A 21302-nucleotide genomic window follows, 5' to 3' on the forward strand; every position below is an offset into this window, starting at 1 on the left:
GCCCGTCCCTCGCGTTTCCCCGGTGCACAGCCTTCCCAGCCATCCGAGGGCGTTGCACGCGTCGCGGATCGCTACCATGGGGTATCCGGAGCCTGACCGGGCGACCCGGATCGCGCACGAGGAGTCCTCTTGCCAGACGAGGCCCAGCCACTGACCGCCGCCAAGCCCGAGTCCCCCTCGGCGTCCGCGGCGAAGCCCGCGCCGAACGGCTCGCACGCGTCGCACGCGAAGAACGACGCCCGCGGGACGGTGCAGCACGCCCAGTCCGCGCCGGTCGAGAAGACCGCCGAGACCGCGCGCCCCAAACCCGCGCCGCCGGTGCGCACCGCCTCCGGCCAGCCCGCGCGCTCCGGCTCCTCCAACCGCGTCCGCGCCCGCCTCGCCCGCCTCGGCGTGCAGCGCACCAACCCCTACAACCCGGTCCTGGAACCGCTGCTGCGGATAGTGCGCAGCAACGATCCGAAGATCGAGAGCTCCACGCTGCGCCAGATCGAGCACGCCTACCAGGTCGCCGAGCGCTGGCACCGCGGCCAGAAGCGCAAGAGCGGCGACCCGTACATCACGCACCCGCTCGCCGTCACCACGATCCTGGCCGAGCTGGGCATGGACCCGGCCACCCTGATGGCCGGGCTGCTGCACGACACCGTCGAGGACACCGAGTACGGCCTGGAGGACCTGCGCCGTGACTTCGGCGACGTCGTCGCCCTGCTCGTCGACGGCGTCACCAAGCTGGACAAGGTCAAGTTCGGCGAGGCCGCGCAGGCCGAGACCGTGCGCAAGATGGTCGTCGCCATGGCCAAGGACCCCCGCGTCCTGGTCATCAAGCTCGCCGACCGCCTGCACAACATGCGCACCATGCGCTACCTCAAGCGGGAGAAGCAGGAGAAGAAGGCGCGCGAGACCCTGGAGATCTACGCGCCGCTCGCCCACCGCCTGGGCATGAACACCATCAAGTGGGAGCTGGAGGACCTCGCCTTCGCGATCCTCTACCCCAAGATGTACGACGAGATCGTCCGCCTGGTCGCCGAGCGCGCCCCCAAGCGCGACGAGTACCTCACCGTCGTCACCGACGAGGTCCAGGCCGACCTGCGCGCCGCCCGCATCAAGGCGACCGTCACCGGCCGCCCCAAGCACTACTACAGCGTCTACCAGAAGATGATCGTCCGCGGCCGTGACTTCGCGGAGATCTACGACCTGGTGGGCATCCGCGTCCTGGTCGACACCGTCCGCGACTGCTACGCGGCCCTCGGCACCGTGCACGCGCGATGGAACCCGGTCCCCGGCCGGTTCAAGGACTACATCGCGATGCCCAAGTTCAACATGTACCAGTCGCTGCACACGACGGTCATCGGGCCCAACGGCAAGCCGGTCGAACTCCAGATCCGCACCTTCGACATGCACCGCCGCGCCGAGTACGGCATCGCGGCGCACTGGAAGTACAAGCAGGAGGCCGTCGCGGGCGCCTCCAAGGTCCGCACCGACGCCCCCAGGTCGTCCGGCAAGGACAAGGACGCCATCAACGACATGGCGTGGCTGCGGCAGTTGCTGGACTGGCAGAAGGAGACGGAGGACCCGGGCGAGTTCCTGGAGTCGCTGCGCTTCGACCTCTCGCGCAACGAGGTCTTCGTCTTCACGCCCAAGGGCGACGTCATAGCGCTCCCGGCCGGCGCCACCCCCGTGGACTTCGCCTACGCCGTGCACACCGAGGTCGGCCACCGCACCATAGGAGCCCGGGTCAACGGGCGCCTGGTGCCGCTGGAGTCCACCCTGGACAACGGCGACCTGGTGGAGGTCTTCACCTCCAAGGCGACCGGCGCCGGTCCCTCCCGGGACTGGCTCGGCTTCGTCAAGTCGCCGCGCGCCCGCAACAAGATCCGGGCGTGGTTCTCCAAGGAGCGCCGCGACGAGGCGATCGAGCAGGGCAAGGACGCGATCGTCCGCGCGATGCGCAAGCAGAACCTGCCGATCCAGCGCATCCTGACCGGCGACTCGCTCGTCACCCTGGCCCACGAGATGCGCTACTCGGACATCTCCGCGCTGTACGCGGCGATCGGCGAGGGCCACGTCTCCGCGCAGAACATCGTGCAGAAGCTGGTGCAGGCCCTCGGCGGCGAGGAGGCCGCCACCGAGGAGATCGACGAGAGCGTGCCGCCCGCGCGCGGACGCGGGCGCAAGCGCCGCGCCAGCGCCGACCCGGGCGTGGTCGTCAAGGGCGTCGACGACGTGTGGGTCAAGCTGGCCCGCTGCTGCACGCCCGTGCCCGGCGACCCCATCATCGGCTTCGTCACCCGGGGCAGCGGCGTCTCCGTGCACCGCACCGACTGCGTCAACGTGGACTCCCTGTCCCGGGAGCCCGAGCGCATCCTGGAGGTCGAGTGGGCGCCCACGCAGTCCTCGGTCTTCCTGGTCGCCATCCAGGTCGAGGCCCTGGACCGCTCACGGCTGCTCTCGGACGTCACGCGGGTGCTGTCCGACCAGCACGTCAACATCCTCTCCGCGGCCGTCCAGACCTCTCGTGACCGCGTCGCCACCTCCCGGTTCACCTTCGAGATGGGCGACCCCAAGCACCTGGGGCACGTCCTGCGCGCGGTGCGCGGCGTCGAAGGCGTCTACGACGTCTACCGGGTGACGTCGGCGCGACAGCAGCACTAGGGCGTGTTTCGAAAGTAGCCTCGTCCGCCCGCCGGGCAGACGGAACATTCGAAACACGCCCTAGAGCCGCGAAAGCGGCGCATGGGCGCCGCCGCACACGGTTCGGGCGAACGCAGAGCGGGCCGGGCAGTCACTGCCCGGCCCGCTCTCGGTGTCCCGACCGCGGAGGGTCAGCCTCCGAACTCGTGGAGACCCTTCAGCGCCTGGTCCAGCAGGGCCTGGCGGCCCTCCAGCTCCCGCCCCAGCTTGTCGGCCCTGGCGGTGTTGCCCTGGGCGCGGGCCTGCTCGATCTGCGCCGTCAGCTTGTCCACCGCGGCCTGGAGCTGACCGGTCAGACCCTCGGCGCGGGCGCGCGCCTCCGGGTTCGTCCGGCGCCACTCGCTCTCCTCGGCCTCCTGCATCGCCCGCTCGACCGCGTGCATCCGGCCCTCGACCCGGGGACGCGCGTCGCGCGGCACATGGCCGATGGCCTCCCAGCGCTCGTTGACCGAGCGGAAGGCGGACCGCGCGGCCTTCAGATCCGTGATCGGAACGAGCTTCTCGGCCTCCTCGGCCAGCTCCTCCTTGAGCTTCAGGTTCTCCGTCTGCTCCGCGTCCCGCTCGGCGAACACCGAGCCGCGGGCGGCGAAGAACACGTCCTGGGCGCCGCGGAAGCGGTTCCACAGGTCGTCCTCGTGCTCGCGCTGGGCGCGGCCCGCGGCCTTCCACTCCGTCATCAGCTCGCGGTACCGGGCCGCCGTCGGGCCCCAGTCCGTGGAGCCGGACAGCGCGTCGGCCTCGGCGACCAGCCGCTCCTTGATCTGCCGGGCCTCCTCCCGCTGCGCGTCGAGGTGCGCGAAGTGCCCCTTGCGGCGCTTGGAGAACGCCGACCGGGCGTGCGAGAAGCGGTGCCACAGCTCGTCGTCGGACTTGCGGTCCAGCCGCGGCAGCCCCTTCCAGGTGTCCACCAGCGCCCGCAGCCGCTCGCCCGCCGCCCGCCACTGCTCGGACTGGGCCAGCTCCTCGGCCTCGGCGACCAGCGCCTCCTTGGAATGCCGGGCCTCGTCCGCCTGCCGGGCCCGCTGCGCCTTGCGCTCCTCGCGGCGCGCCTCGACGGACGCGGTCAGCTTGTCCAGGCGGGCGCGCAACGCGTCCAGGTCGCCGACCGCGTGATGGGCGTCGATCTGCTCGCGCAGGTGGCCGACGGCGGTCTGGGCGTCCTTCGCCGACAGGTCGGTGGTCTGCACCCGCTTCTCGAGGAGGCCGATCTCGACTACCAGACCCTCGTACTTGCGCTCGAAGTAGGCCAGCGCCTCCTCAGGGGAGCCGGCCGCCCACGAACCGACGACCTGCTCGCCGTCGGCCGTACGCACGTACACGGTCCCCGTCTCGTCGACGCGGCCCCACGGGTCGCTGCTCACAGCGCCTCCTCCACATGATGCCTGCGAGGGGGCCACCAGCCTCCCCCGGGCATCGTCCACAGTTTCGTCACCGCCAACATAGGCGACCGGTCGCGTGCCTGTCCGCATCCAGCGCGACCGAGATTACGCAGTTGACGCTCAGGATTTCACCACTGTTGCCTTGTCGATGACGACGGTGGCGTTCGGCGCCGTGTTGCCGGTCGCCGGGTCGGCGGGCTGCGCTCCCGCGGCGGCGATTTTCTTCAGCACCGTCATCCCGGACGCGGAGACCGTGCCGAACGGCGTGTAGTTGGGCGGCAACTGGCTGTTCTGGTAGACGAGGAAGAACTGACTGCCCCCGGTGTGCTTCTGACCGGTGTTCGCCATCGCCACCGTGCCCGCCGGGTAGACGTTGCCCTTGAGACTCGGGTCCTTGAGGTTCTCGTCCGGGATCGTGTACCCGGGACCGCCGTTGCCCTTGGCCGTCGGGTCGCCGCACTGGAGAACGTAGATGCCCTCCGTGGTCAGCCGGTGGCACCGGGTGTGGTCGAAGAAGCCCTGGCCGGCCAGGAAGTCGAACGAGTTCACCGTGTGCGGCGCGGCCGACGCCTTCAGCGCCAGGTCTATGTCGCCGCACGTCGTGGCGAGCTTCATGGTGTACTTCGCCGACGCGTCGATCTTCATCGCCGGCTCCTGCTTCCAGCTCAGCTTCTTCACCGAGCCCGCCGCCGGCTTCGCGCACGGGTCCGGCGCCTTGCTGGAGGGGGACGGGGTGACGGCCGCGCTCGCGGCGCTCTTGTCGCTCTTGTCGCTCTCGTCGTCCTTTCCCTGCTTCAGCACGCCGGTCGTGTAGAGCGCCGCACCGCCGATCACGACCACGCCGAGCGCCGATGCGATCACCGAGTTGCGCATGCGCGACTTGCGGCGCGCGGCCGTGCGCCGCTGCTGCTGCCGCAAGAACTTCTCCCGGGCGAGCTGACGCCGCCGCTGCTCCTGGCTGACCACCGGGTTCTCTCCTCATGCGTCGTGTGTGTCGGCCGCTGCGCGTGGGCCGTGTGCGCCGAACGGCTGCATTAGCCCCGTACCGTATATGGGTTCGCTGAGGATCCGGCAGCGCCGGTAGGCTCTGACCGCTGCCGCAGCCGCCCGTATCGACGCAAAACGAGGACGAACGTGCTCATTGCCGGGTTCCCCGCCGGCGCCTGGGGGACGAACTGCTATCTCGTCGCCCCCGCCGCCGGTGAGGAGTGCGTGATCATCGACCCCGGCCACCAGGCCGCCGACGGCGTCGAGGAAGCGCTGAGAAAGCATCGGCTCAAGCCCGTCGCCGTCGTCCTCACCCACGGCCACATCGACCACGTGGCCTCGGTCGTCCCGGTCTGCGGCGCGCACGACGTGCCGGCCTGGATCCACCCGGACGACCGCTACATGATGAGCGACCCCGAGAAGGCCCTCGGCCGCTCCATCGGGATGCCGCTGATGGGCGAGCTGACCGTGGGGGAGCCCGACGACGTCAGGGAACTCGGCGACGGCGCACGGCTGGAGCTGGCCGGCCTGGAGTTCTCCGTCGCGCACGCGCCCGGCCACACCAAGGGGTCGGTGACCTTCCGGACGCCCGAGGCCGCGGACGTGCCGCAGATCCTCTTCTCCGGGGACCTGCTGTTCGCCGGCTCCATCGGACGCACCGACCTGCCCGGCGGCGACATGGCCGACATGCTCGGCTCGCTGGCTCGCGTGTGCCTGCCGCTCGACGACTCGACCGTGGTCCTCTCCGGGCACGGTCCCCAGACGACCATCGGCCAGGAGCGCGCCGCCAACCCGTATCTGCGGCAGGCGGCCGACGGCCCGGGAGCCGCAGGGGCTCCCCGACGAGGAATGTGACGAGAGACTCGTGAGCACCTTCAAGGCCCCCAAAGGCACGTACGACCTGATCCCCCCGGACTCCGCCGTCTACCTGGCGGTGCGCGAGGCGATCGCCGCCCCGCTGCGCAACTCGGGCTACGGCTACGTCGAGACGCCCGGCTTCGAGAACGTGGAGCTGTTCGCGCGGGGCGTCGGCGAGTCGACCGACATCGTCACCAAGGAGATGTACGCCTTCGAGACCAAGGGCGGCGACCGGCTGGCCCTGCGCCCCGAGGGCACCGCGTCCGTGCTGCGCGCCGCCCTGGAGGCCAGCCTGCACAAGGCCGGCAACCTGCCGGTCAAGCTCTGGTACTCGGGCTCCTACTACCGCTACGAGCGCCCGCAGAAGGGCCGTTACCGCCACTTCTCGCAGGTGGGGGCGGAGGCGATCGGCGCGGAGGACCCGGCGCTCGACGCCGAGCTGATCATCCTGGCCGACCAGGCGTACCGCTCGCTGGGCCTGAGCCGGTTCCGCATCCTGCTCAACAGCCTGGGCGACCAGGAGTGCCGCCCGGTCTACCGCGCCGCGCTCCAGGACTTCCTGCGCGGCCTGGACCTGGACGACGACACCCGCCGCCGCGTCGACATCAACCCGCTGCGGGTCCTGGACGACAAGCGGGAGGCGGTGCAGAAGCAGTTGACCGGGGCGCCGCTGCTGCGCGACTACCTGTGCGACGCCTGCAAGGCGTACCACGAGGAGGTCCGCGAGCTGATCACCGCGGCGGGCGTCTCCTTCGAGGACGACGCCAAGCTGGTCCGCGGCCTGGACTACTACACGCGCACCACCTTCGAGTTCGTGCACGACGGCCTGGGCTCGCAGTCCGCGGTGGGCGGCGGCGGCCGCTACGACGGCCTGTCGGAGATGATCGGCGGCCCCGCGCTGCCCTCGGTGGGCTGGGCCCTCGGCGTCGACCGCACGGTGCTGGCCCTCCAGGCGGAGGGCGTCGAGCTGAAACTCCCCGCCGCCACCAGCGTGTTCGCGGTCCCGCTCGGCGAGGAGGCGCGCCGGGTGCTGTTCGCGAAGGTCACCGAGCTGCGCAAGGTGGGCATCGCGGCCGACTTCTCCTACGGCCACAAGGGCCTCAAGGGCGCCATGAAGAACGCCGACCGCAGCGGGGCGCGCTACGCCCTGGTGGCCGGGGAGCGCGACCTCGCCGAAGGGCTGGTGCAGCTCAAGGACATGGAGTCCGGCGAGCAGGAGCCGATCGCGGTCAACGAGATCGTGGCGGAGCTGGAGTCCCGGCTCGGCTGACGCCCGCCCGCGCGAAACCGCCGGAGCGGGCGCGGCCCGGCCGCCGCTCCGGCGGTCTCCCGGACGTCAACCCCGCGGCCGCGGATTCGTCCCGCCGGACGATTCCGCCACGCGACCGCGGCACGGGAACACCTCGAACAGCCCGAGCACCCCGGACGCCCCGGACGCCCGGCCCCGCCCGCAGCCGGGGCCGCCGGTCCCGGCGGCGGCCGGCCCGCCGTCCGGAATCGAACGCCCGGGGAGCGGTGTGCGCGCCCTCTTATGTCCTTCGAACGGTGGACCCCCGCACGGGTGCGGCACAATGGCCGTGCCCGAAGCAGGTCCCCCTCCCCAGTGACGGAATCGGCGTGATGAGCAAGACGACTGTCAAGGACGCCTCCACGGAGCCCGCACCGGGCCGTGCCGCCGCCGGTCCGCGCACTGCCGGATCCGGCCGCGCCTTCGCGCTCCTGATGGTGATCACCGGTGCGGCCGGACTGCTCGCCGCGTGGGTCATCACGATCGACAAGCAGAAGATCCTCGAGGGCAAGCTCAGCGGCAAGACCTTCACCCCGAGTTGCAGCATCAACCCGATCGTGTCCTGCGGCAGCGTCATGGAGAGCAAGCAGGCGTCGGTCTTCGGGTTCCCCAACCCCATGATCGGCCTGGTCGCCTACGGCATCGTGATCTGCGTCGGCATGACCCTGCTCACCGGCGCCCGCTTCCCGCGCTGGTACTGGCTGACCTTCAACGCCGGCACGCTCTTCGGCGTCTGCTTCATCACCTGGCTCCAGATCCAGTCGCTGTACGAGATCAACGCGCTGTGCCTGTGGTGCTCGCTGGCGTGGGTCGCCACGATCGCCATGTTCTGGTATGTGACCTCGGCCAACGTCCGCAACGACTTCCTGCCGGCCCCGCGCCCGCTCAAGAGCTTCCTGGGCGAGTTCACCTGGGTGCTCCCGGTCACCCACTGCGGCGTCATCGCCATGCTGATCCTGACCCGCTGGGGCGGCAGCCTCTTCGTCTGACCGAGCCCCGTGCCTGAGCCGCCTCGTGTCTGAGCCGTCCCGAATCCGAACCGCCCGGATCCGAACCGCCCGGATCCGAGCCGCCCGGATCCGAGCCGCCCGGATCCGAGCCGCCCCGAGGGGCCACAGCACCCCCGGTTCCCGCCGCCCCCGGTCCGCACGGACCGGGGGCGGACGGCATTGTCAGCGGCGTGCCATAGGGTTTCAGGGTGGAGCCCGACCTGTTCACCGCCGCAGCGGAAGAACGCCAGGAGAAGGACCCGGCAGCGAGTCCCCTGGCGGTCCGGATGCGCCCGCGCACCCTCGACGAGGTGGTGGGCCAGCAGCACCTGCTCAAATCCGGCTCGCCGCTGCGCCGACTGGTCGGCGAGGGCGCCGGAGGTCCCGCCGGGCCGTCCTCGGTGATCCTGTGGGGTCCGCCCGGGACCGGCAAGACCACCCTCGCCTACGTCGTCTCCAAGGCCACCGACAAGCGGTTCGTGGAGCTGTCGGCGATCACCGCGGGCGTCAAGGAGGTCCGCGCGGTCATCGACGGCGCCCGCCGCGCCTCCGGCGGGTACGGGCGGGAGACCGTCCTCTTCCTCGACGAGATCCACCGCTTCAGCAAGGCCCAGCAGGACTCCCTGCTCCCCGCGGTCGAGAACCGCTGGGTGACCCTGATCGCCGCCACCACCGAGAACCCGTACTTCTCGGTGATCTCCCCGCTGCTGTCCCGCTCCCTGCTGCTCACCCTCGAACCCCTCACGGACGAGGACGTGCGCGGCCTGCTCCGCCGCGCCCTCACCGACGAGCGCGGCCTGAAGGGCGCCGTCACCCTGCCCGGGGAGACCGAGGACCACCTGCTGCGCATCGCGGGCGGCGACGCCCGCCGGGCGCTGACCGCCCTGGAGGCCGCCGCCGGGGCCGCGCTCGACAAGGGCGAGGGCGAGATCGGCCTGACCACGCTGGAGGAGACGGTCGACCGGGCCGCGGTCGCCTACGACCGCGACGGCGACCAGCACTACGACGTGGCCAGCGCCCTGATCAAGTCCATCCGGGGCTCCGACGTCGACGCGGCCCTGCACTACCTGGCCCGCATGATCGAGGCGGGTGAGGACCCCCGGTTCATCGCCCGCCGCCTGATGATCTCCGCCAGCGAGGACGTCGGCCTCGCCGATCCCCACGCGCTGCCCCTCGCGGTGGCCGCCGCCCAGGCCGTCGCCATGATCGGCTTCCCCGAGGCCGCCCTCACCCTCAGCCACGTCACCATCGCGCTGGCCCTCGCCCCCAAGTCCAACTCCGCCACCACGGCGATCGGGGCCGCCCTGGGGGACGTGCGCAAGGGCCTGGCCGGCACCGTGCCGCCGCATCTGCGCGACGGCCACTACCAGGGCGCGGCCAAACTCGGCCACGCCCAGGGCTATGTCTACCCGCACGACCTGCCCGAGGGCATCGCCGCCCAGCAGTACGCGCCGGACGCGCTCAAGGACCGCGAGTACTACGCGCCGGGCCGGCACGGCGGCGAGGCGCGCTACGCGGACGCCGTGGAGTGGACCCGCGCGCACCTCGGTCGGAAGCGCCCGTGAGCGCCCTGTAGACTGCCGCAAGCGCTGAGTCCCGTGTCCGGCCCCAGGTCGGCGCGTCAGAACGGGACACCCAGCCGGAGCCGGTCCCCAGGGACGCGGCTCCAGGAGCGTCGCGCACCGTCGAACGGTGTCGCGGGCAGCCCACCACCACCCGGTTTCCCCGGAGCGGTCGGTGGGCCACTCGCGTACTGCACGTATGTGCCCAGACCAGGGGAGCGGCTGCCCAGCGGGTCCCACGCGGACCCCTATGGGATTCCCCGGCTGCGGATGCGACCTCCCATAACTCTGACAAGCCGGAGACTAGGAAAAGAGACAGAGACAGTGCCGAACCAGTCCCGTCCCAAGGTCAAGAAGTCGCGTGCCCTCGGCATCGCGCTGACCCCGAAGGCCGTCAAGTACTTCGAGGCCCGCCCCTACCCGCCGGGCGAGCACGGCCGCGGCCGCAAGCAGAACTCGGACTACAAGGTCCGTCTGCTGGAGAAGCAGCGTCTGCGCGCGCAGTACGACGTGTCCGAGCGCCAGCTCGTGCGCGCCTACGAGCGTGCCTCCAAGGTCCAGGGCAAGACCGGTGAGGCCCTGATCGTCGAGCTGGAGCGCCGCCTCGACGCGCTGGTCCTGCGCTCGGGCATCGCCCGCACGATCTACCAGGCCCGCCAGATGGTCGTGCACGGCCACATCCAGGTCAACGGCCAGAAGGTCGACAAGCCGTCCTTCCGCGTGCGCCCCGACGACGTGATCCAGGTCCGCGACCGCTCCAAGGAGAAGACGCTCTTCACGATCGCCCGTGAGGGCGGCTTCGCCCCCGAGGGCGAGACCCCGCGCTACCTCCAGGTGAACCTCAAGGCCCTGGCGTTCCGCCTGGACCGCGAGCCGAACCGCAAGGAGATCCCGGTGATCTGCGACGAGCAGCTCGTCGTCGAGTACTACGCCCGCTGATCTCCGGCAGGCGCAGCGCACCGCATACCAGCCCGCCGTCTCCCCGCCCCTGGGCGGGCGAGGCGGCGGGCTGGCCCGTACCCGGGGCCGCCCGGCGGGCCGCCCCGGGCGCGGGAATCCGGTACGGCGCCCCGTCCGCGGCGCGATAGGCTCGGTGCACGACTTTCTCGACGGTCTCGCGAGGCGAGGGTCGCGAGAGTCCAGACGTTCGGGCACGTATCAGGGAGCGGGTGCGCACAGTGACCGGTGGCGAGGTGGCCGGGATCCTGGTGGCCGTGTTCTGGGCGATCCTGGTCTCCTTCCTCGCGGTCGCGCTCGCGAGGCTGGCCCAGACGCTCAAGGCGACCACCAAGCTGGTGGCGGACGTGACCGACCAGGCGGTCCCGCTGCTGGCCGACGCCTCGCAGGCGGTGCGCTCCGCGCAGACCCAGATCGACCGCGTCGACTCCATCGCCTCCGACGTCCAAGAGGTCACCTCCAACGCCTCCGCGCTGTCGACCACCGTCGCCTCCACCTTCGGCGGCCCGCTGGTCAAGGTCGCCGCCTTCGGCTACGGCGTGCGCCGGGCGCTGAGCGGCCGCAAGGAGCAGGAGCCCGCCAAGCCGTCGAGGCGTACCGTGATCGTGGGCCGCACCGTCCCGGCCGCCCGGCGGGGGAAGCGGAACAACCGGGAGAGGTAAGGACTGAGCGATGTTCCGCCGTACGTTCTGGTTCAGCACGGGTGTCGCCGCCGGTGTGTGGGCCACCGCCAAAGTCAACCGCAAGCTGAGGCAGTTGACCCCTCAGAGCGTCGCCGTGAGCGCGGCGAACAAGGCCCTGGAGACCGGTCACCGGATCAAGGACAGCGCCGTGGGGTTCGCGCTCGACGTCCGCGACAACATGGCCCGGCGGGAGGCCGAACTCGGCGAGGCGCTCGGCCTGAACGCCTCCGTCGACGGCGAACTCCCCGCGCCCCGGCGGCTCGCCGCCATCGAGAACCCCGACAAGCCGCAGTACGTCGAGAGGTCGACGTACCCCACGCACAACCGGAATGAGGACCACTGATGGAGTCGGCCGAGATTCGCCGCCGCTGGCTGAGCTTCTTCGAGGAGCGCGGGCACACCGTCGTCCCTTCGGCGTCGCTCATCGCGGACGACCCGACTCTGCTCCTCGTCCCGGCCGGCATGGTGCCCTTCAAGCCCTACTTCCTGGGCGAGGTCAAGCCGCCCTTCGCGCGCGCCACCAGCGTGCAGAAGTGCGTGCGCACGCCCGACATCGAAGAGGTCGGCAAGACCACGCGGCACGGCACCTTCTTCCAGATGTGCGGCAACTTCTCCTTCGGCGACTACTTCAAGGAAGGCGCCATCAGGTTCGCCTGGGAGCTGCTCACCAGCGCCCAGGACAAGGGCGGTTACGGACTCGACCCCGAGCGCCTGTGGATCACGGTCTACAAGGACGACGACGAGGCCGAGCGCATCTGGCACGAGGTCGTCGGCGTGCCCCGCGAGCGCATCCAGCGCCTGGGCATGAAGGACAACTACTGGTCCATGGGCGTCCCCGGCCCCTGCGGCCCCTGCTCCGAGATCAACTACGACCGCGGCCCCGAGTTCGGCGCCGAGGGCGGCCCCGCCGTCAACGACGAGCGGTACGTGGAGATCTGGAACCTGGTCTTCATGCAGTTCGAGCGGGGCGAGGGCATCGGCAAGGACGACTTCGAGATCCTCGGGGACCTGCCGAGCCAGAACATCGACACCGGTCTCGGCCTGGAGCGCCTCGCCATGATTCTGCAGGGCGTGCAGAACATGTACGAGATCGACACCTCCATGGCCGTCATCGACAAGGCCACCGAGCTGACCGGCGTGCGCTACGGCGACGCCCACGGCTCCGACGTGTCCCTGCGCGTGGTCACCGACCACATGCGCACCGCCACCATGCTCATCGGCGACGGCGTCACGCCGGGCAACGAGGGGCGCGGCTACGTGCTGCGCCGCATCATGCGCCGCGCCATCCGCAACATGCGCCTGCTGGGCGCCGCCGGCCCGGTCGTCCAGGAGCTGGTGGAGACCGTCATCCGCATCATGGGGCAGCAGTACCCGGAGCTGCTCACCGACCGCGAGCGGATCGAGAAGGTCGCCGTCGCCGAGGAGAACGCCTTCCTGAAGACCCTGAAGGCGGGCACCAACATCCTCGACACCGCCGTCACCGAGACCAAGCAGACCGGCGGCTCGGTCCTCTCCGGCGACAAGGCGTTCCTGCTCCACGACACCTGGGGCTTCCCGATCGACCTCACCCTGGAGATGGCCGCCGAGCAGGGCCTGTCCGTGGACGAGGACGGCTTCCGCCGCCTGATGAAGGAGCAGCGGGAGCGCGCCAAGGCGGACGCCCAGGCCAAGAAGACCGGGCACGCCGACCTCGGCGCGTACCGGGAGATCGCGGACGCCGCCGGGGAGACCGACTTCATCGGCTACGGCGACACCGAGGGCGAGTCCGTCATCGTCGGCATCCTCGTCGACGGCGTGTCCTCCCCGGCCGCCTCCGAGGGCGACGAGGTCGAGATCGTCCTGGACCGCACCCCGTTCTACGCCGAGGGCGGCGGCCAGATCGGGGACACCGGACGGATCAGGACGGACTCCGGCGCCGTCGTCGAGGTCCGCGACTGCCAGAAGCCGGTGCCCGGCGTCTACGTGCACAAGGGCGTCGTCCAGGTCGGCGAGGCGACCGTGGGCGCCACGGCGCACGCCTCGGTCGACTCCGGCCGCCGCAAGGCCATCGCCCGCGCCCACTCGGCCACCCACCTGACCCACCAGGCGCTGCGCGACGCCCTCGGCCCGACGGCCGCCCAGGCCGGCTCGGAGAACCAGCCCGGCCGTTTCCGCTTCGACTTCGGCTCCCCGTCCGCCGTTCCGACGGCCGTGATGACCGACGTCGAGCAGAAGATCAACGAGGTGCTCGCCCGCGACCTGGACGTGCAGGCCGAGGTCATGGGCATCGACGAGGCCAGGAAGCAGGGCGCCATCGCCGAGTTCGGCGAGAAGTACGGCGAGCGGGTCCGCGTCGTCACCATCGGCGACTTCTCCAAGGAGCTGTGCGGCGGCACCCACGTGCACAACACCGCCCAGCTCGGGCTGGTGAAGCTGCTCGGCGAGTCGTCGATCGGCTCGGGCGTGCGCCGCATCGAGGCCCTGGTCGGCGTGGACGCCTACCGCTTCCTCGCCCGCGAGCACACGGTCGTCGCCCAGCTCCAGGAGCTGGTCAAGGGCCGCCCGGAGGAGCTGCCGGAGAAGGTCTCCGCCATGCTCGGCAAGCTCAAGGACGCCGAGAAGGAGATCGAGAAGTTCCGCGCCGAGAAGGTGCTCCAGGCCGCCGCCGGTCTCGCCGAGTCCGCCAAGGACGTGCGCGGCGTGGCCGTGGTCACCGGCCGGGTGCCGGACGGCACGACCCCCGACGACCTGCGCAGGCTGGTGCTTGACGTGCGCGGGCGCATCCAGGGCGGCCGGGCCGCCGTGGTCGCCCTGTTCACGGTGAACAACGGCAGGCCGCTCACGGTCATCGCCACCAACGAGGCCGCCCGCGAGCGCGGCCTGAAGGCCGGCGACCTGGTGCGCACCGCCGCCAAGACGCTCGGCGGCGGCGGCGGCGGCAAGCCGGACGTCGCGCAGGGCGGCGGCCAGGACGCGGCCGCCCTCGGCGAGGCCGTGGACGCCGTGGAGCGGCTCGTGGCGGAAGCGGCCCGCTGATGCGCAGAGGCCGCCGGCTCGCCGTCGACGTCGGGGACGCCCGGATCGGGGTCGCCTCGTGCGACCCCGACGGGATCCTCGCCACACCGGTGGAGACGGTCCCCGGCCGGGACGTCCCGGCCGCCCACCGCCGCCTGCGGCAGCTCGTCGAGGAGTACGAGCCGATCGAGATGGTCGTCGGCCTTCCCCGCTCCCTCAAGGGGGGCGAGGGGCCGGCGGCGGCCAAGGTCCGCGCGTTCGCCGCGGAACTGGCCCGGGGCGTCGCCCCGGTGCCGGTCCGGCTGGTGGACGAGCGGATGACCACCGTCACGGCTAGCCAGGGACTGCGGGCGTCCGGGGTGAGGTCCAAGAAGGGACGCTCCGTGATCGACCAGGCCGCCGCCGTCATCATCCTCCAGCAGGCCCTGGAATCCGAACGGGTGTCAGGCGAGGCGCCGGGCGAGGGCGTCGAAGTGGTCATCTGATCGCGATACGGTAACGTGCCGCGCGATGCGCCGGTGTTCGAACAGCAGGCGCACGACAAGAGGCAGAACGGAAGCGGGGCCGGCGCCCGCGCGACCTCCGTCTCGTGGCTCTAGGGGATCGATGACTGAGTATGGCCGGGGCCCAGGCTCCGAACCGTGGCATCCGGAGGACCCGTTGTACGGGGACGGCGGATGGGGAGGGCAGCAGGGCCACGCCGCCGCGCAGTCCCCCTACGGCGGCCGCTCGCAGCACCCTTCACAGCAGCCGCAGTACGACGGGGTGCAGTGGAGCCCCGAGCAGCAGAACGGGCACGGCCAGCCGTACGGGCAGTCGTACGACGAGCAGGGCCGCCCCCTCGCCCCGCACTACGGCCAGCAGGGCCACCACCCCTACGACGAGCGGTTCGCGGCCCACGGCCAGGACCAGCAGCACCCGCAGTACCCCCAGCACCCGCAGTACCCCCAGTCCCCGCAGGACGGCTGGGACGCCGCCGGGCGCCAGCCGCAGGTCCCGTACGCCGCCGATCCCGCGGACCCCTACGGCCACCAGGCCATGGCCTACGGCCCCGAGCAGCCCGACCCCTACGGCGCCCACGGCGCCTATCCGCCTCCGCAGCCGCCCGGCCGCAGGACGGCCGAGCCCGAGCAGCGACCCGACTGGGACCCCGCGGCCGGCGACGCCCCGGAGGAGGACCACTCGTTCTTCGCGGGCGGCGGCCCATACGACGAGGCCGGCGACGCTCCCGACGCCGACGACCCCGACCGGGGCCGAGGCGAGCGCAGGGGCAGGGGCGGCAAGGGCAAGGGCGGCAGGAAGCGCCGCACCGGGTGCGCCTGCCTGGTCGTCGTCCTGGTGTTCGGCAGCGGCGCGGCGGTCGTGGGCACCTACGGCTACCACTTCTACCAAAATCGTTTCGGCGCCGCGCCGGACTACACGGGCAACGGCGTGGCCCCGACCGTGACGGTCGAGATCCCGCAGGGTGCCGGGGGCTACGACATCGGGCGCGCGCTGAAGAAGGCGGGCGTCGTCAAGAGCGTGGACGCGTTCGTGGCCGCCCAGTCGCAGAACCCGCAGGGCAAGCAGATCCAGGCGGGCGCCTACCTGCTGAAGACGCAGATGTCGGCGGCGAGCGCGGTCGCGATGATGCTCGACCCCAAGAGCCAGAGCAGCGTGCTGGTCAAGCCGGGGGAGCGCGACGTCCAGGTGTACGCGGCGATCGACAAGCAGCTCGGGCTGGCCGGCGGCACCGCCAAGAAGACCGCCGCCAAGGAGTACAAGACCCTCGGCCTGCCCAGTTGGGCGAACAGCCACAGCCAGATCATCGACCCGCTGGAGGGCTTCCTCGCTCCGGGCACCTATCCCGCGGCCAAGGGCATGAAGCCCGACGAGGTCCTGCGGGAGATGGTCAAGCAGGCCAGCGCCGCCTACGCACGCTACGACCTGGCCGCCAAGGCGAAGGGCCTGGGCCTCGACGACCCGCTCCAGCTCGTCACCGTCGCCAGCCTGGTCCAGGCCGAGGGCAAGACGAACGAGGACTTCCGCATGATGGCGGAGGTCGTCTACAACCGCCTCAAGCCCACGAACACCGAGACCAACCGGCTGCTCCAGTTCGACTCGACCTTCAACTACCTGAAGGGCACGAGCGACATCAACATCAGCGAGAAGGAGATCAACGGCAACACCAGCCCGTACAACACCTACACCCACAAGGGCCTGCCGCCCGGCCCGATCGGCAACCCCGGCGAGGACGCGCTGAGGGCGGCCCTCGACCCGACCGCCGACGGCTGGATCTACTTCGTGGCGACCGACGGCATGAACAAGACCGAGTTCGCCAAGACGTACGCCGAGTTCCAGAAGCTCAAGGAAAAGTTCAATGCCACCTCGGGCCACCGGTGACGCCCGCCGGGCGGCCGTGCTCGGGTCGCCCATCGCCCACTCCCTGTCCCCAGTGCTGCACCGCGCGGCCTACGCGGAACTGGGGCTGACCGGCTGGTCCTACGACCGGTTCGAGGTCGACGAGACCGGGCTGCCCGGGTTCCTGGAAGGCCTCGGGCCCGAGTGGGCGGGACTGTCCCTGACCATGCCGCTGAAGCGGGCCGTCATCCCGCTGCTCGACGCCGTCAGCGACACGGCGGCCTCCGTGGAGGCGGTCAACACGGTCGTGCTGGCCGAGGACGGGCGGCGCACCGGCGACAACACCGACATCCCCGGCATCGTCGCCGCCCTGCGCGAGCACGGCATCGAGCGGGTCGAGTCCGCCGCGATCCTCGGCGCGGGCGCCACCGCGTCCTCGGCGCTGGCCGCGCTGGCCCGCGTCTGCACCGGCGAGGTCGTCGCCTACGTCCGCAGCGGGACCCGCGCGGCCGAGATGCGCCGGTGGGGCGAGCGGCTGGGCGTCGCGGTCCGCACGGCTGACTGGGCGGACGCCGCGCAGGCCCTGCACGCGCCCCTGGTTATCGCCACCACCCCGGCCGGCACGACGGACGCGCTCGCCGCGGCCGTCCCCGAACGGCCCGCCGCCCTCTTCGACGTGCTCTACGAGCCCTGGCCGACCGCGCTCGCGGCCCGCTGGTCCCTGGCCGGCGGCGCCGTCGTCAGCGGCCTCGACCTGCTGGTGCACCAAGCCGTGCTCCAGGTGGAGCGGATGACCGGACGCGCCCCGGCCCCGCTGGAGGCGATGCGCCGGGCGGGCGAGAAGGCCCTGGCGGAACGCTGACGCCCCCGGCGGACGCCCGATGCGACCGCCTCGGCGCGCCGACCTCGGCGAGGTGGTCGCCGCTGCGGCGGGGCGGGCGCGGCTGCGGGCGGAGCGGTCGCGGCTGCGGCGGGGCGGGGTGCCGAGTCCGGTCCGCGCGGCCCGGCGGCGAACCCGCCCGGGGGCCAGCGGCAGACCGTCTGTCGGCTCACCGCGGACGGCCTCTGACCCGCATGCAGCGCTTCCGTCGACCCGTCCGCTGGGTCGGTCCGCCGTCGTCCGCAGGCCGTCTGCGGAGCGACAGCAGACCTGACTGTGGGCCAGCGGCAGACCGTCTGTCGGCTCACTGCGGACGGCTTTTGGCCAGCATGCAGCGCTTCCGTCGGCCCGTCCGCTGGGTCGGTCCGCCGTCGTCCGCAGGCCGTCTGCGGAGCGACAGCAGACCTGACTGTGGGCCAGCGGCAGACCGTCTGTGCGGCCCGGCAGACGCCCTCTGATCCGCCCGCAGCCGCTTCCGCCGGTCCGTCCGAGCCCGTTCCCACGGCTCGGCCGCGGTCCCGGCCAGCGGTCCGTCAGGGGACCGTCCGCAGGCCGTCCAGCAGACGGGCGCGGCCCGGGGCCCGGTGCGGGCGCCCGGCGCCGGATCCGCCCGCCGGACCGGTGGCCCGTCGCCGTGCCGGGACGTGGGAGGATCGAAGGCGGCGGGCCAGGGCCGCGCACCCGGTCGCGCCGTCGCAGTCGCAGGCGCGAGCATGAGGAGCACCGTTGAGCAGGTTGCGTTGGCTGACCGCGGGGGAGTCCCACGGCCCCGCACTCGTCGCCACGCTGGAGGGCCTTCCCGCCGGCGTGCCGATCACCACGGAGACGGTGGCGGACCACCTCGCACGGCGGCGCCTCGGCTACGGACGCGGCGCCCGGATGAAGTTCGAGCGGGACGAGGTCACCTTCCTCGGCGGCGTCCGGCACGGCCTCACCCTCGGCTCGCCGGTGGCGGTCATGGTCGGCAACACCGAGTGGCCCAAGTGGGACAAGGTGATGGCCGCCGACCCGGTGGACCCGGCGGAGCTGGCCGAGCTGGCGCGCAACGCGCCGCTGACCCGGCCCCGGCCCGGCCACGCCGACCTGGCGGGCATGCAGAAGTACGGCTTCGACGAGGCCCGGCCGGTCCTGGAGCGGGCCTCGGCGCGGGAGACCGCCGCCCGCGTGGCGCTGGGCGCGGTGGCCCGCTCCTACCTGCGGGAGACGGCCGGGATCGAGATCGTCTCCCACGTGGTGGAACTGGCGTCGGCGAAGGCCCCGTACGGGGTGTACCCGACGCCCGCCGACGTGGAGCGGCTGGACGCGGACCCGGTGCGCTGCCTGGACCCGGACGCCTCCGAGGCGATGGTCGCGGAGATCGACCAGGCCCACAAGGACGGCGACACGCTCGGCGGCGTGGTGGAGGTGCTGGCCTACGGCGTGCCGGTCGGCCTCGGCTCGCACGTGCACTGGGACCGGCGGCTCGACGCGCGCCTGGCGGCGGCCCTGATGGGCATCCAGGCGATCAAGGGCGTCGAGGTCGGCGACGGCTTCGACCTCGCGCGGACGCCGGGGTCCGAGGCGCACGACGAGATCCTGACCACGCCGGAGGGCATCAAGCGCGCCACCGGCCGCTCCGGCGGCACCGAGGGCGGACTGAGCACCGGCGAGCTGCTGCGGGTGCGCGCCGCCATGAAGCCGATCGCGACCGTGCCGCGGGCCCTGCGCACGGTGGACGTGGCCAGCGGCGAGCCCGCCCAGGCCCACCACCAGCGCTCCGACGTGTGCGCGGTGCCGGCGGCCGGGATCGTCGCCGAGGCGATGACCGCCCTGGTGCTGGCGGACGCGGTGGCGGAGAAGTTCGGCGGCGACAGCGTGGCCGAGACCCGCCGCAACGTGCGCTCCTACCTCGACCATCTGGCCGTCCGGTGAGCGCGGCGCCGCTGGTCGTGCTGGTCGGCCCGATGGGCGTCGGCAAGTCCACCGTCGGGCGGCTGCTGGCCGAGCGCCTGGCGGCCCCCTACCGGGACACCGACGACGACATCGTGGCCGCGCAGGGCCGCACCATCGCGGAGATCTTCGTCGACGACGGCGAGGCCGCCTTCCGCGCCGTCGAGAAGCAGGCGGTGCGCCGTGCGGTCGCCGAGCACCGGGGCGTCCTCGCGCTCGGCGGCGGCGCGGTGCTCGACGCGGACACCCGCGCCCTGCTGGCGTCCGCCCGCGTGGTCTACCTCTCGATGGACGTCGAGGAAGCCGTCCGGCGCACCGGCCTGAACGCGGCCCGCCCGCTGCTCGCGGTCAACCCGCGCAAGCAGTGGCGCGAGCTGATGGAGGCCCGCCGGCACCTGTACGAGGAGGTCGCCACCGCCGTGGTGGCGACCGACGGCCGCAGCCCCGAGGACGTCGCCCAAGCCATCCTGGACGCACTGGAGTTGAAGGAAGCATGAGCGAGGCAGTGACGCGCATCCCGATCGGCGCCGCCGCGGACGCCGCACCCTACGAGGTCCTGGTGGGCCGTCAACTGCTCGGCGAGCTGGCCGGGTTGATCGGGGTCGCGGCCAAGCGGGTCGCGGTCGTCCACCCCGAGGCGCTGGCCGGGACCGGCGACGCGCTGCGCGCCGACCTGGCCGAGCAGGGCTACCAGGCCGTCGCCATCCAGGTGCCCAACGCGGAGGAGGCCAAGACCGCCGAGGTCGCCGCCTACTGCTGGAAGGCGCTGGGCCAGTCCGGCTTCACCCGCTCCGACGTGATCGTCGGCGTGGGCGGCGGCGCCACCACCGACCTCGCCGGGTTCGTCGCCGCGACCTGGCTGCGCGGAGTGCGCTGGATCGCGGTGCCCACCACGGTGCTCGCCATGGTCGACGCGGCCGTCGGCGGCAAGACCGGCGTCAACACCGCCGAGGGCAAGAACCTCGTGGGCGCCTTCCACCCGCCCGCGGGCGTGCTCTGCGACCTGGCCGCCCTCGACTCCCTGCCGGTCAACGACTACGTCTCGGGCCTCGCGGAGGTGATCAAGGCCGGTTTCATCGCCGACCCGGCGATCCTCGACCTCATCGAGTCCGACCCGAAGGCCGCCCGCAGTCCCGCCGGACCGCACACCGCCGAGCTGATCGAGCGCTCCATCCGGGTCAAGGCCGAGGTGGTCTCCGCGGACCTGAAGGAGTCGGGCCCGCGGGAGATCCTCAACTACGGCCACACCCTGGGCCACGCCATCGAGAAGAACGAGCGGTACAAGTGGCGGCACGGCGCGGCGGTCGCCGTCGGCATGCACTTCGCCGCCGAACTGGGCCGTCTCGCGGGCCGCCTGGACGACGCGACGGCCGACCGGCACCGCACCGTCCTGGAGTCGGTCGGACTGCCCCTGCACTACCGCTACGACCAGTGGCCCAAGCTCCTGGAGACCATGAAGGTCGACAAGAAGTCCCGCGGCGACCTGCTGCGCTTCATCGTGCTCGACGGGCTGGCCAGGCCCACCGTCCTGGAGGGCCCCGACCCGGCCGTCCTGCTCGCTGCGTTCGGCGAAGTGGGGCAGTAGGGCCCTCCTGCACCACCATGCCGGGCTCGCGCGGCACGGCATGGACCCAACAAGGGACCCCCAGCCGCGCCGCCGCACGGTCCGGCCCACGCGCCCTGCGACGGCGGGCACTTCGGGCCGTCCCCCGCCGTTCACCACAGGGCGGCCGGGGACGGTACCGTTCGGTAGGCGGCGGGGCGA

General features: G+C 72.2%; 17 protein-coding genes. 15 read left to right on the forward strand and 2 right to left on the reverse strand.

The window, feature by feature from the left end:
• Positions 1-129: 129 nt before the first annotated feature.
• A complete protein-coding gene (locus ABZ861_RS09105) occupies positions 130-2652 on the forward strand; it encodes a bifunctional (p)ppGpp synthetase/guanosine-3',5'-bis(diphosphate) 3'-pyrophosphohydrolase (protein WP_361626105.1) in 2523 nt (840 codons plus the stop codon).
• A 170-nt stretch (positions 2653-2822) separates the two neighbouring features.
• Here ABZ861_RS09105 and ABZ861_RS09110 read toward each other — a convergent pair whose 3' ends face one another.
• Together ABZ861_RS09110 and ABZ861_RS09115 are read right to left on the reverse strand one after the other, a co-directional pair.
• Positions 2823-4052: a DUF349 domain-containing protein gene (locus ABZ861_RS09110; protein WP_361626108.1), complete on the reverse strand. Its 1230-nt coding sequence runs from the start codon at positions 4050-4052 to the stop codon at positions 2823-2825.
• Between the two features lie 138 nt (positions 4053-4190).
• Positions 4191-5036, reverse strand: coding sequence for a peptidylprolyl isomerase (locus tag ABZ861_RS09115; protein ID WP_361626111.1), 846 nt, complete (start codon positions 5034-5036; stop codon positions 4191-4193).
• A 168-nt stretch (positions 5037-5204) separates the two neighbouring features.
• Between ABZ861_RS09115 and ABZ861_RS09120 the strand changes: the two genes are divergently transcribed.
• The 14 genes from ABZ861_RS09120 (at position 5205) to aroB (ending at position 21122) form a co-directional block, all read left to right on the forward strand.
• Entirely contained in the window at positions 5205-5912 is a 708-nt protein-coding gene (locus tag ABZ861_RS09120; protein WP_361626114.1) for an MBL fold metallo-hydrolase, read from the forward strand.
• Between the two features lie 10 nt (positions 5913-5922).
• Positions 5923-7185 carry a histidine--tRNA ligase gene (gene hisS / locus ABZ861_RS09125; protein ID WP_361626117.1) on the forward strand — a complete coding sequence of 421 codons (1263 nt, stop codon included), beginning with the start codon at positions 5923-5925 and terminating at the stop codon, positions 7183-7185.
• 350 nt (positions 7186-7535) lie between these two features.
• Entirely contained in the window at positions 7536-8192 is a 657-nt protein-coding gene (locus ABZ861_RS09130) for a vitamin K epoxide reductase family protein (protein ID WP_361626120.1), read from the forward strand.
• Positions 8193-8401: 209 nt separating this feature from the next.
• On the forward strand, positions 8402-9757 hold the full coding sequence (locus ABZ861_RS09135; RefSeq protein ID WP_361626123.1) for a replication-associated recombination protein A: 1356 nt from the start codon (positions 8402-8404) through the stop codon (positions 9755-9757).
• 321 nt (positions 9758-10078) lie between these two features.
• Positions 10079-10693: a 30S ribosomal protein S4 gene (rpsD, locus tag ABZ861_RS09140; RefSeq protein WP_361626126.1), complete on the forward strand. Its 615-nt coding sequence runs from the start codon at positions 10079-10081 to the stop codon at positions 10691-10693.
• A 239-nt stretch (positions 10694-10932) separates the two neighbouring features.
• Entirely contained in the window at positions 10933-11373 is a 441-nt protein-coding gene (locus ABZ861_RS09145) for a DUF948 domain-containing protein (protein WP_361626232.1), read from the forward strand.
• A 10-nt stretch (positions 11374-11383) separates the two neighbouring features.
• Entirely contained in the window at positions 11384-11737 is a 354-nt protein-coding gene (locus tag ABZ861_RS09150; RefSeq protein WP_361626129.1) for a hypothetical protein, read from the forward strand.
• Positions 11737-14409, forward strand: coding sequence for an alanine--tRNA ligase (alaS, locus tag ABZ861_RS09155; RefSeq protein ID WP_361626132.1), 2673 nt, complete (start codon positions 11737-11739; stop codon positions 14407-14409). Before ABZ861_RS09150 ends, alaS begins: the two co-directional genes overlap by 1 nt.
• Complete coding sequence (ruvX, locus tag ABZ861_RS09160; RefSeq protein ID WP_361626135.1) at positions 14409-14873, forward strand: Holliday junction resolvase RuvX; 465 nt, start codon at positions 14409-14411, stop codon at positions 14871-14873. Before alaS ends, ruvX begins: the two co-directional genes overlap by 1 nt.
• Positions 14874-14994: 121 nt before the next feature.
• Positions 14995-16770, forward strand: coding sequence for an endolytic transglycosylase MltG (mltG, locus tag ABZ861_RS09165; protein WP_361626138.1), 1776 nt, complete (start codon positions 14995-14997; stop codon positions 16768-16770).
• Entirely contained in the window at positions 16748-17590 is an 843-nt protein-coding gene (locus ABZ861_RS09170) for a shikimate dehydrogenase (protein WP_361626141.1), read from the forward strand. Before mltG ends, ABZ861_RS09170 begins: the two co-directional genes overlap by 23 nt.
• Positions 17591-18334: 744 nt before the next feature.
• Entirely contained in the window at positions 18335-19519 is a 1185-nt protein-coding gene (gene aroC / locus ABZ861_RS09175) for a chorismate synthase (protein ID WP_361626144.1), read from the forward strand.
• A gap of 32 nt (positions 19520-19551) precedes the next feature.
• Complete coding sequence (locus tag ABZ861_RS09180) at positions 19552-20034, forward strand: shikimate kinase (RefSeq protein ID WP_361626235.1); 483 nt, start codon at positions 19552-19554, stop codon at positions 20032-20034.
• The gene (gene aroB / locus ABZ861_RS09185) at positions 20031-21122 is read left to right on the forward strand and encodes a 3-dehydroquinate synthase (protein WP_361626147.1); all 1092 of its coding nucleotides are present in this window, start codon (positions 20031-20033) and stop codon (positions 21120-21122) included. Before ABZ861_RS09180 ends, aroB begins: the two co-directional genes overlap by 4 nt.
• Positions 21123-21302 lie beyond the last annotated feature (180 nt).

The sequence above is a fragment of the Streptomyces sp. NPDC046985 genome, from assembly GCF_040644415.1.
Taxonomy (GTDB): Bacteria; Actinomycetota; Actinomycetes; order Streptomycetales; family Streptomycetaceae; genus Streptomyces.

Excerpts from the sequence above, each read along its gene's own strand:
- mltG (WP_361626138.1), top strand. The coding sequence starts at position 14,995 with ATGACTGAGTATGGCCGGGGCCCAGGCTCCGAACCGTGGCATCCGGAG.
- ABZ861_RS09170 (WP_361626141.1), top strand. The coding sequence starts at position 16,748 with ATGCCACCTCGGGCCACCGGTGACGCCCGCCGGGCGGCCGTGCTCGGG.
- ruvX (WP_361626135.1), top strand. The coding sequence starts at position 14,409 with ATGCGCAGAGGCCGCCGGCTCGCCGTCGACGTCGGGGACGCCCGGATC.
- aroB (WP_361626147.1), top strand. The coding sequence starts at position 20,031 with ATGAGCGAGGCAGTGACGCGCATCCCGATCGGCGCCGCCGCGGACGCC.
- ABZ861_RS09180 (WP_361626235.1), top strand. The coding sequence starts at position 19,552 with ATGGGCGTCGGCAAGTCCACCGTCGGGCGGCTGCTGGCCGAGCGCCTG.
- ABZ861_RS09150 (WP_361626129.1), top strand. The coding sequence starts at position 11,384 with ATGTTCCGCCGTACGTTCTGGTTCAGCACGGGTGTCGCCGCCGGTGTG.
- ABZ861_RS09130 (WP_361626120.1), top strand. The coding sequence starts at position 7,536 with ATGAGCAAGACGACTGTCAAGGACGCCTCCACGGAGCCCGCACCGGGC.
- alaS (WP_361626132.1), top strand. The coding sequence starts at position 11,737 with ATGGAGTCGGCCGAGATTCGCCGCCGCTGGCTGAGCTTCTTCGAGGAG.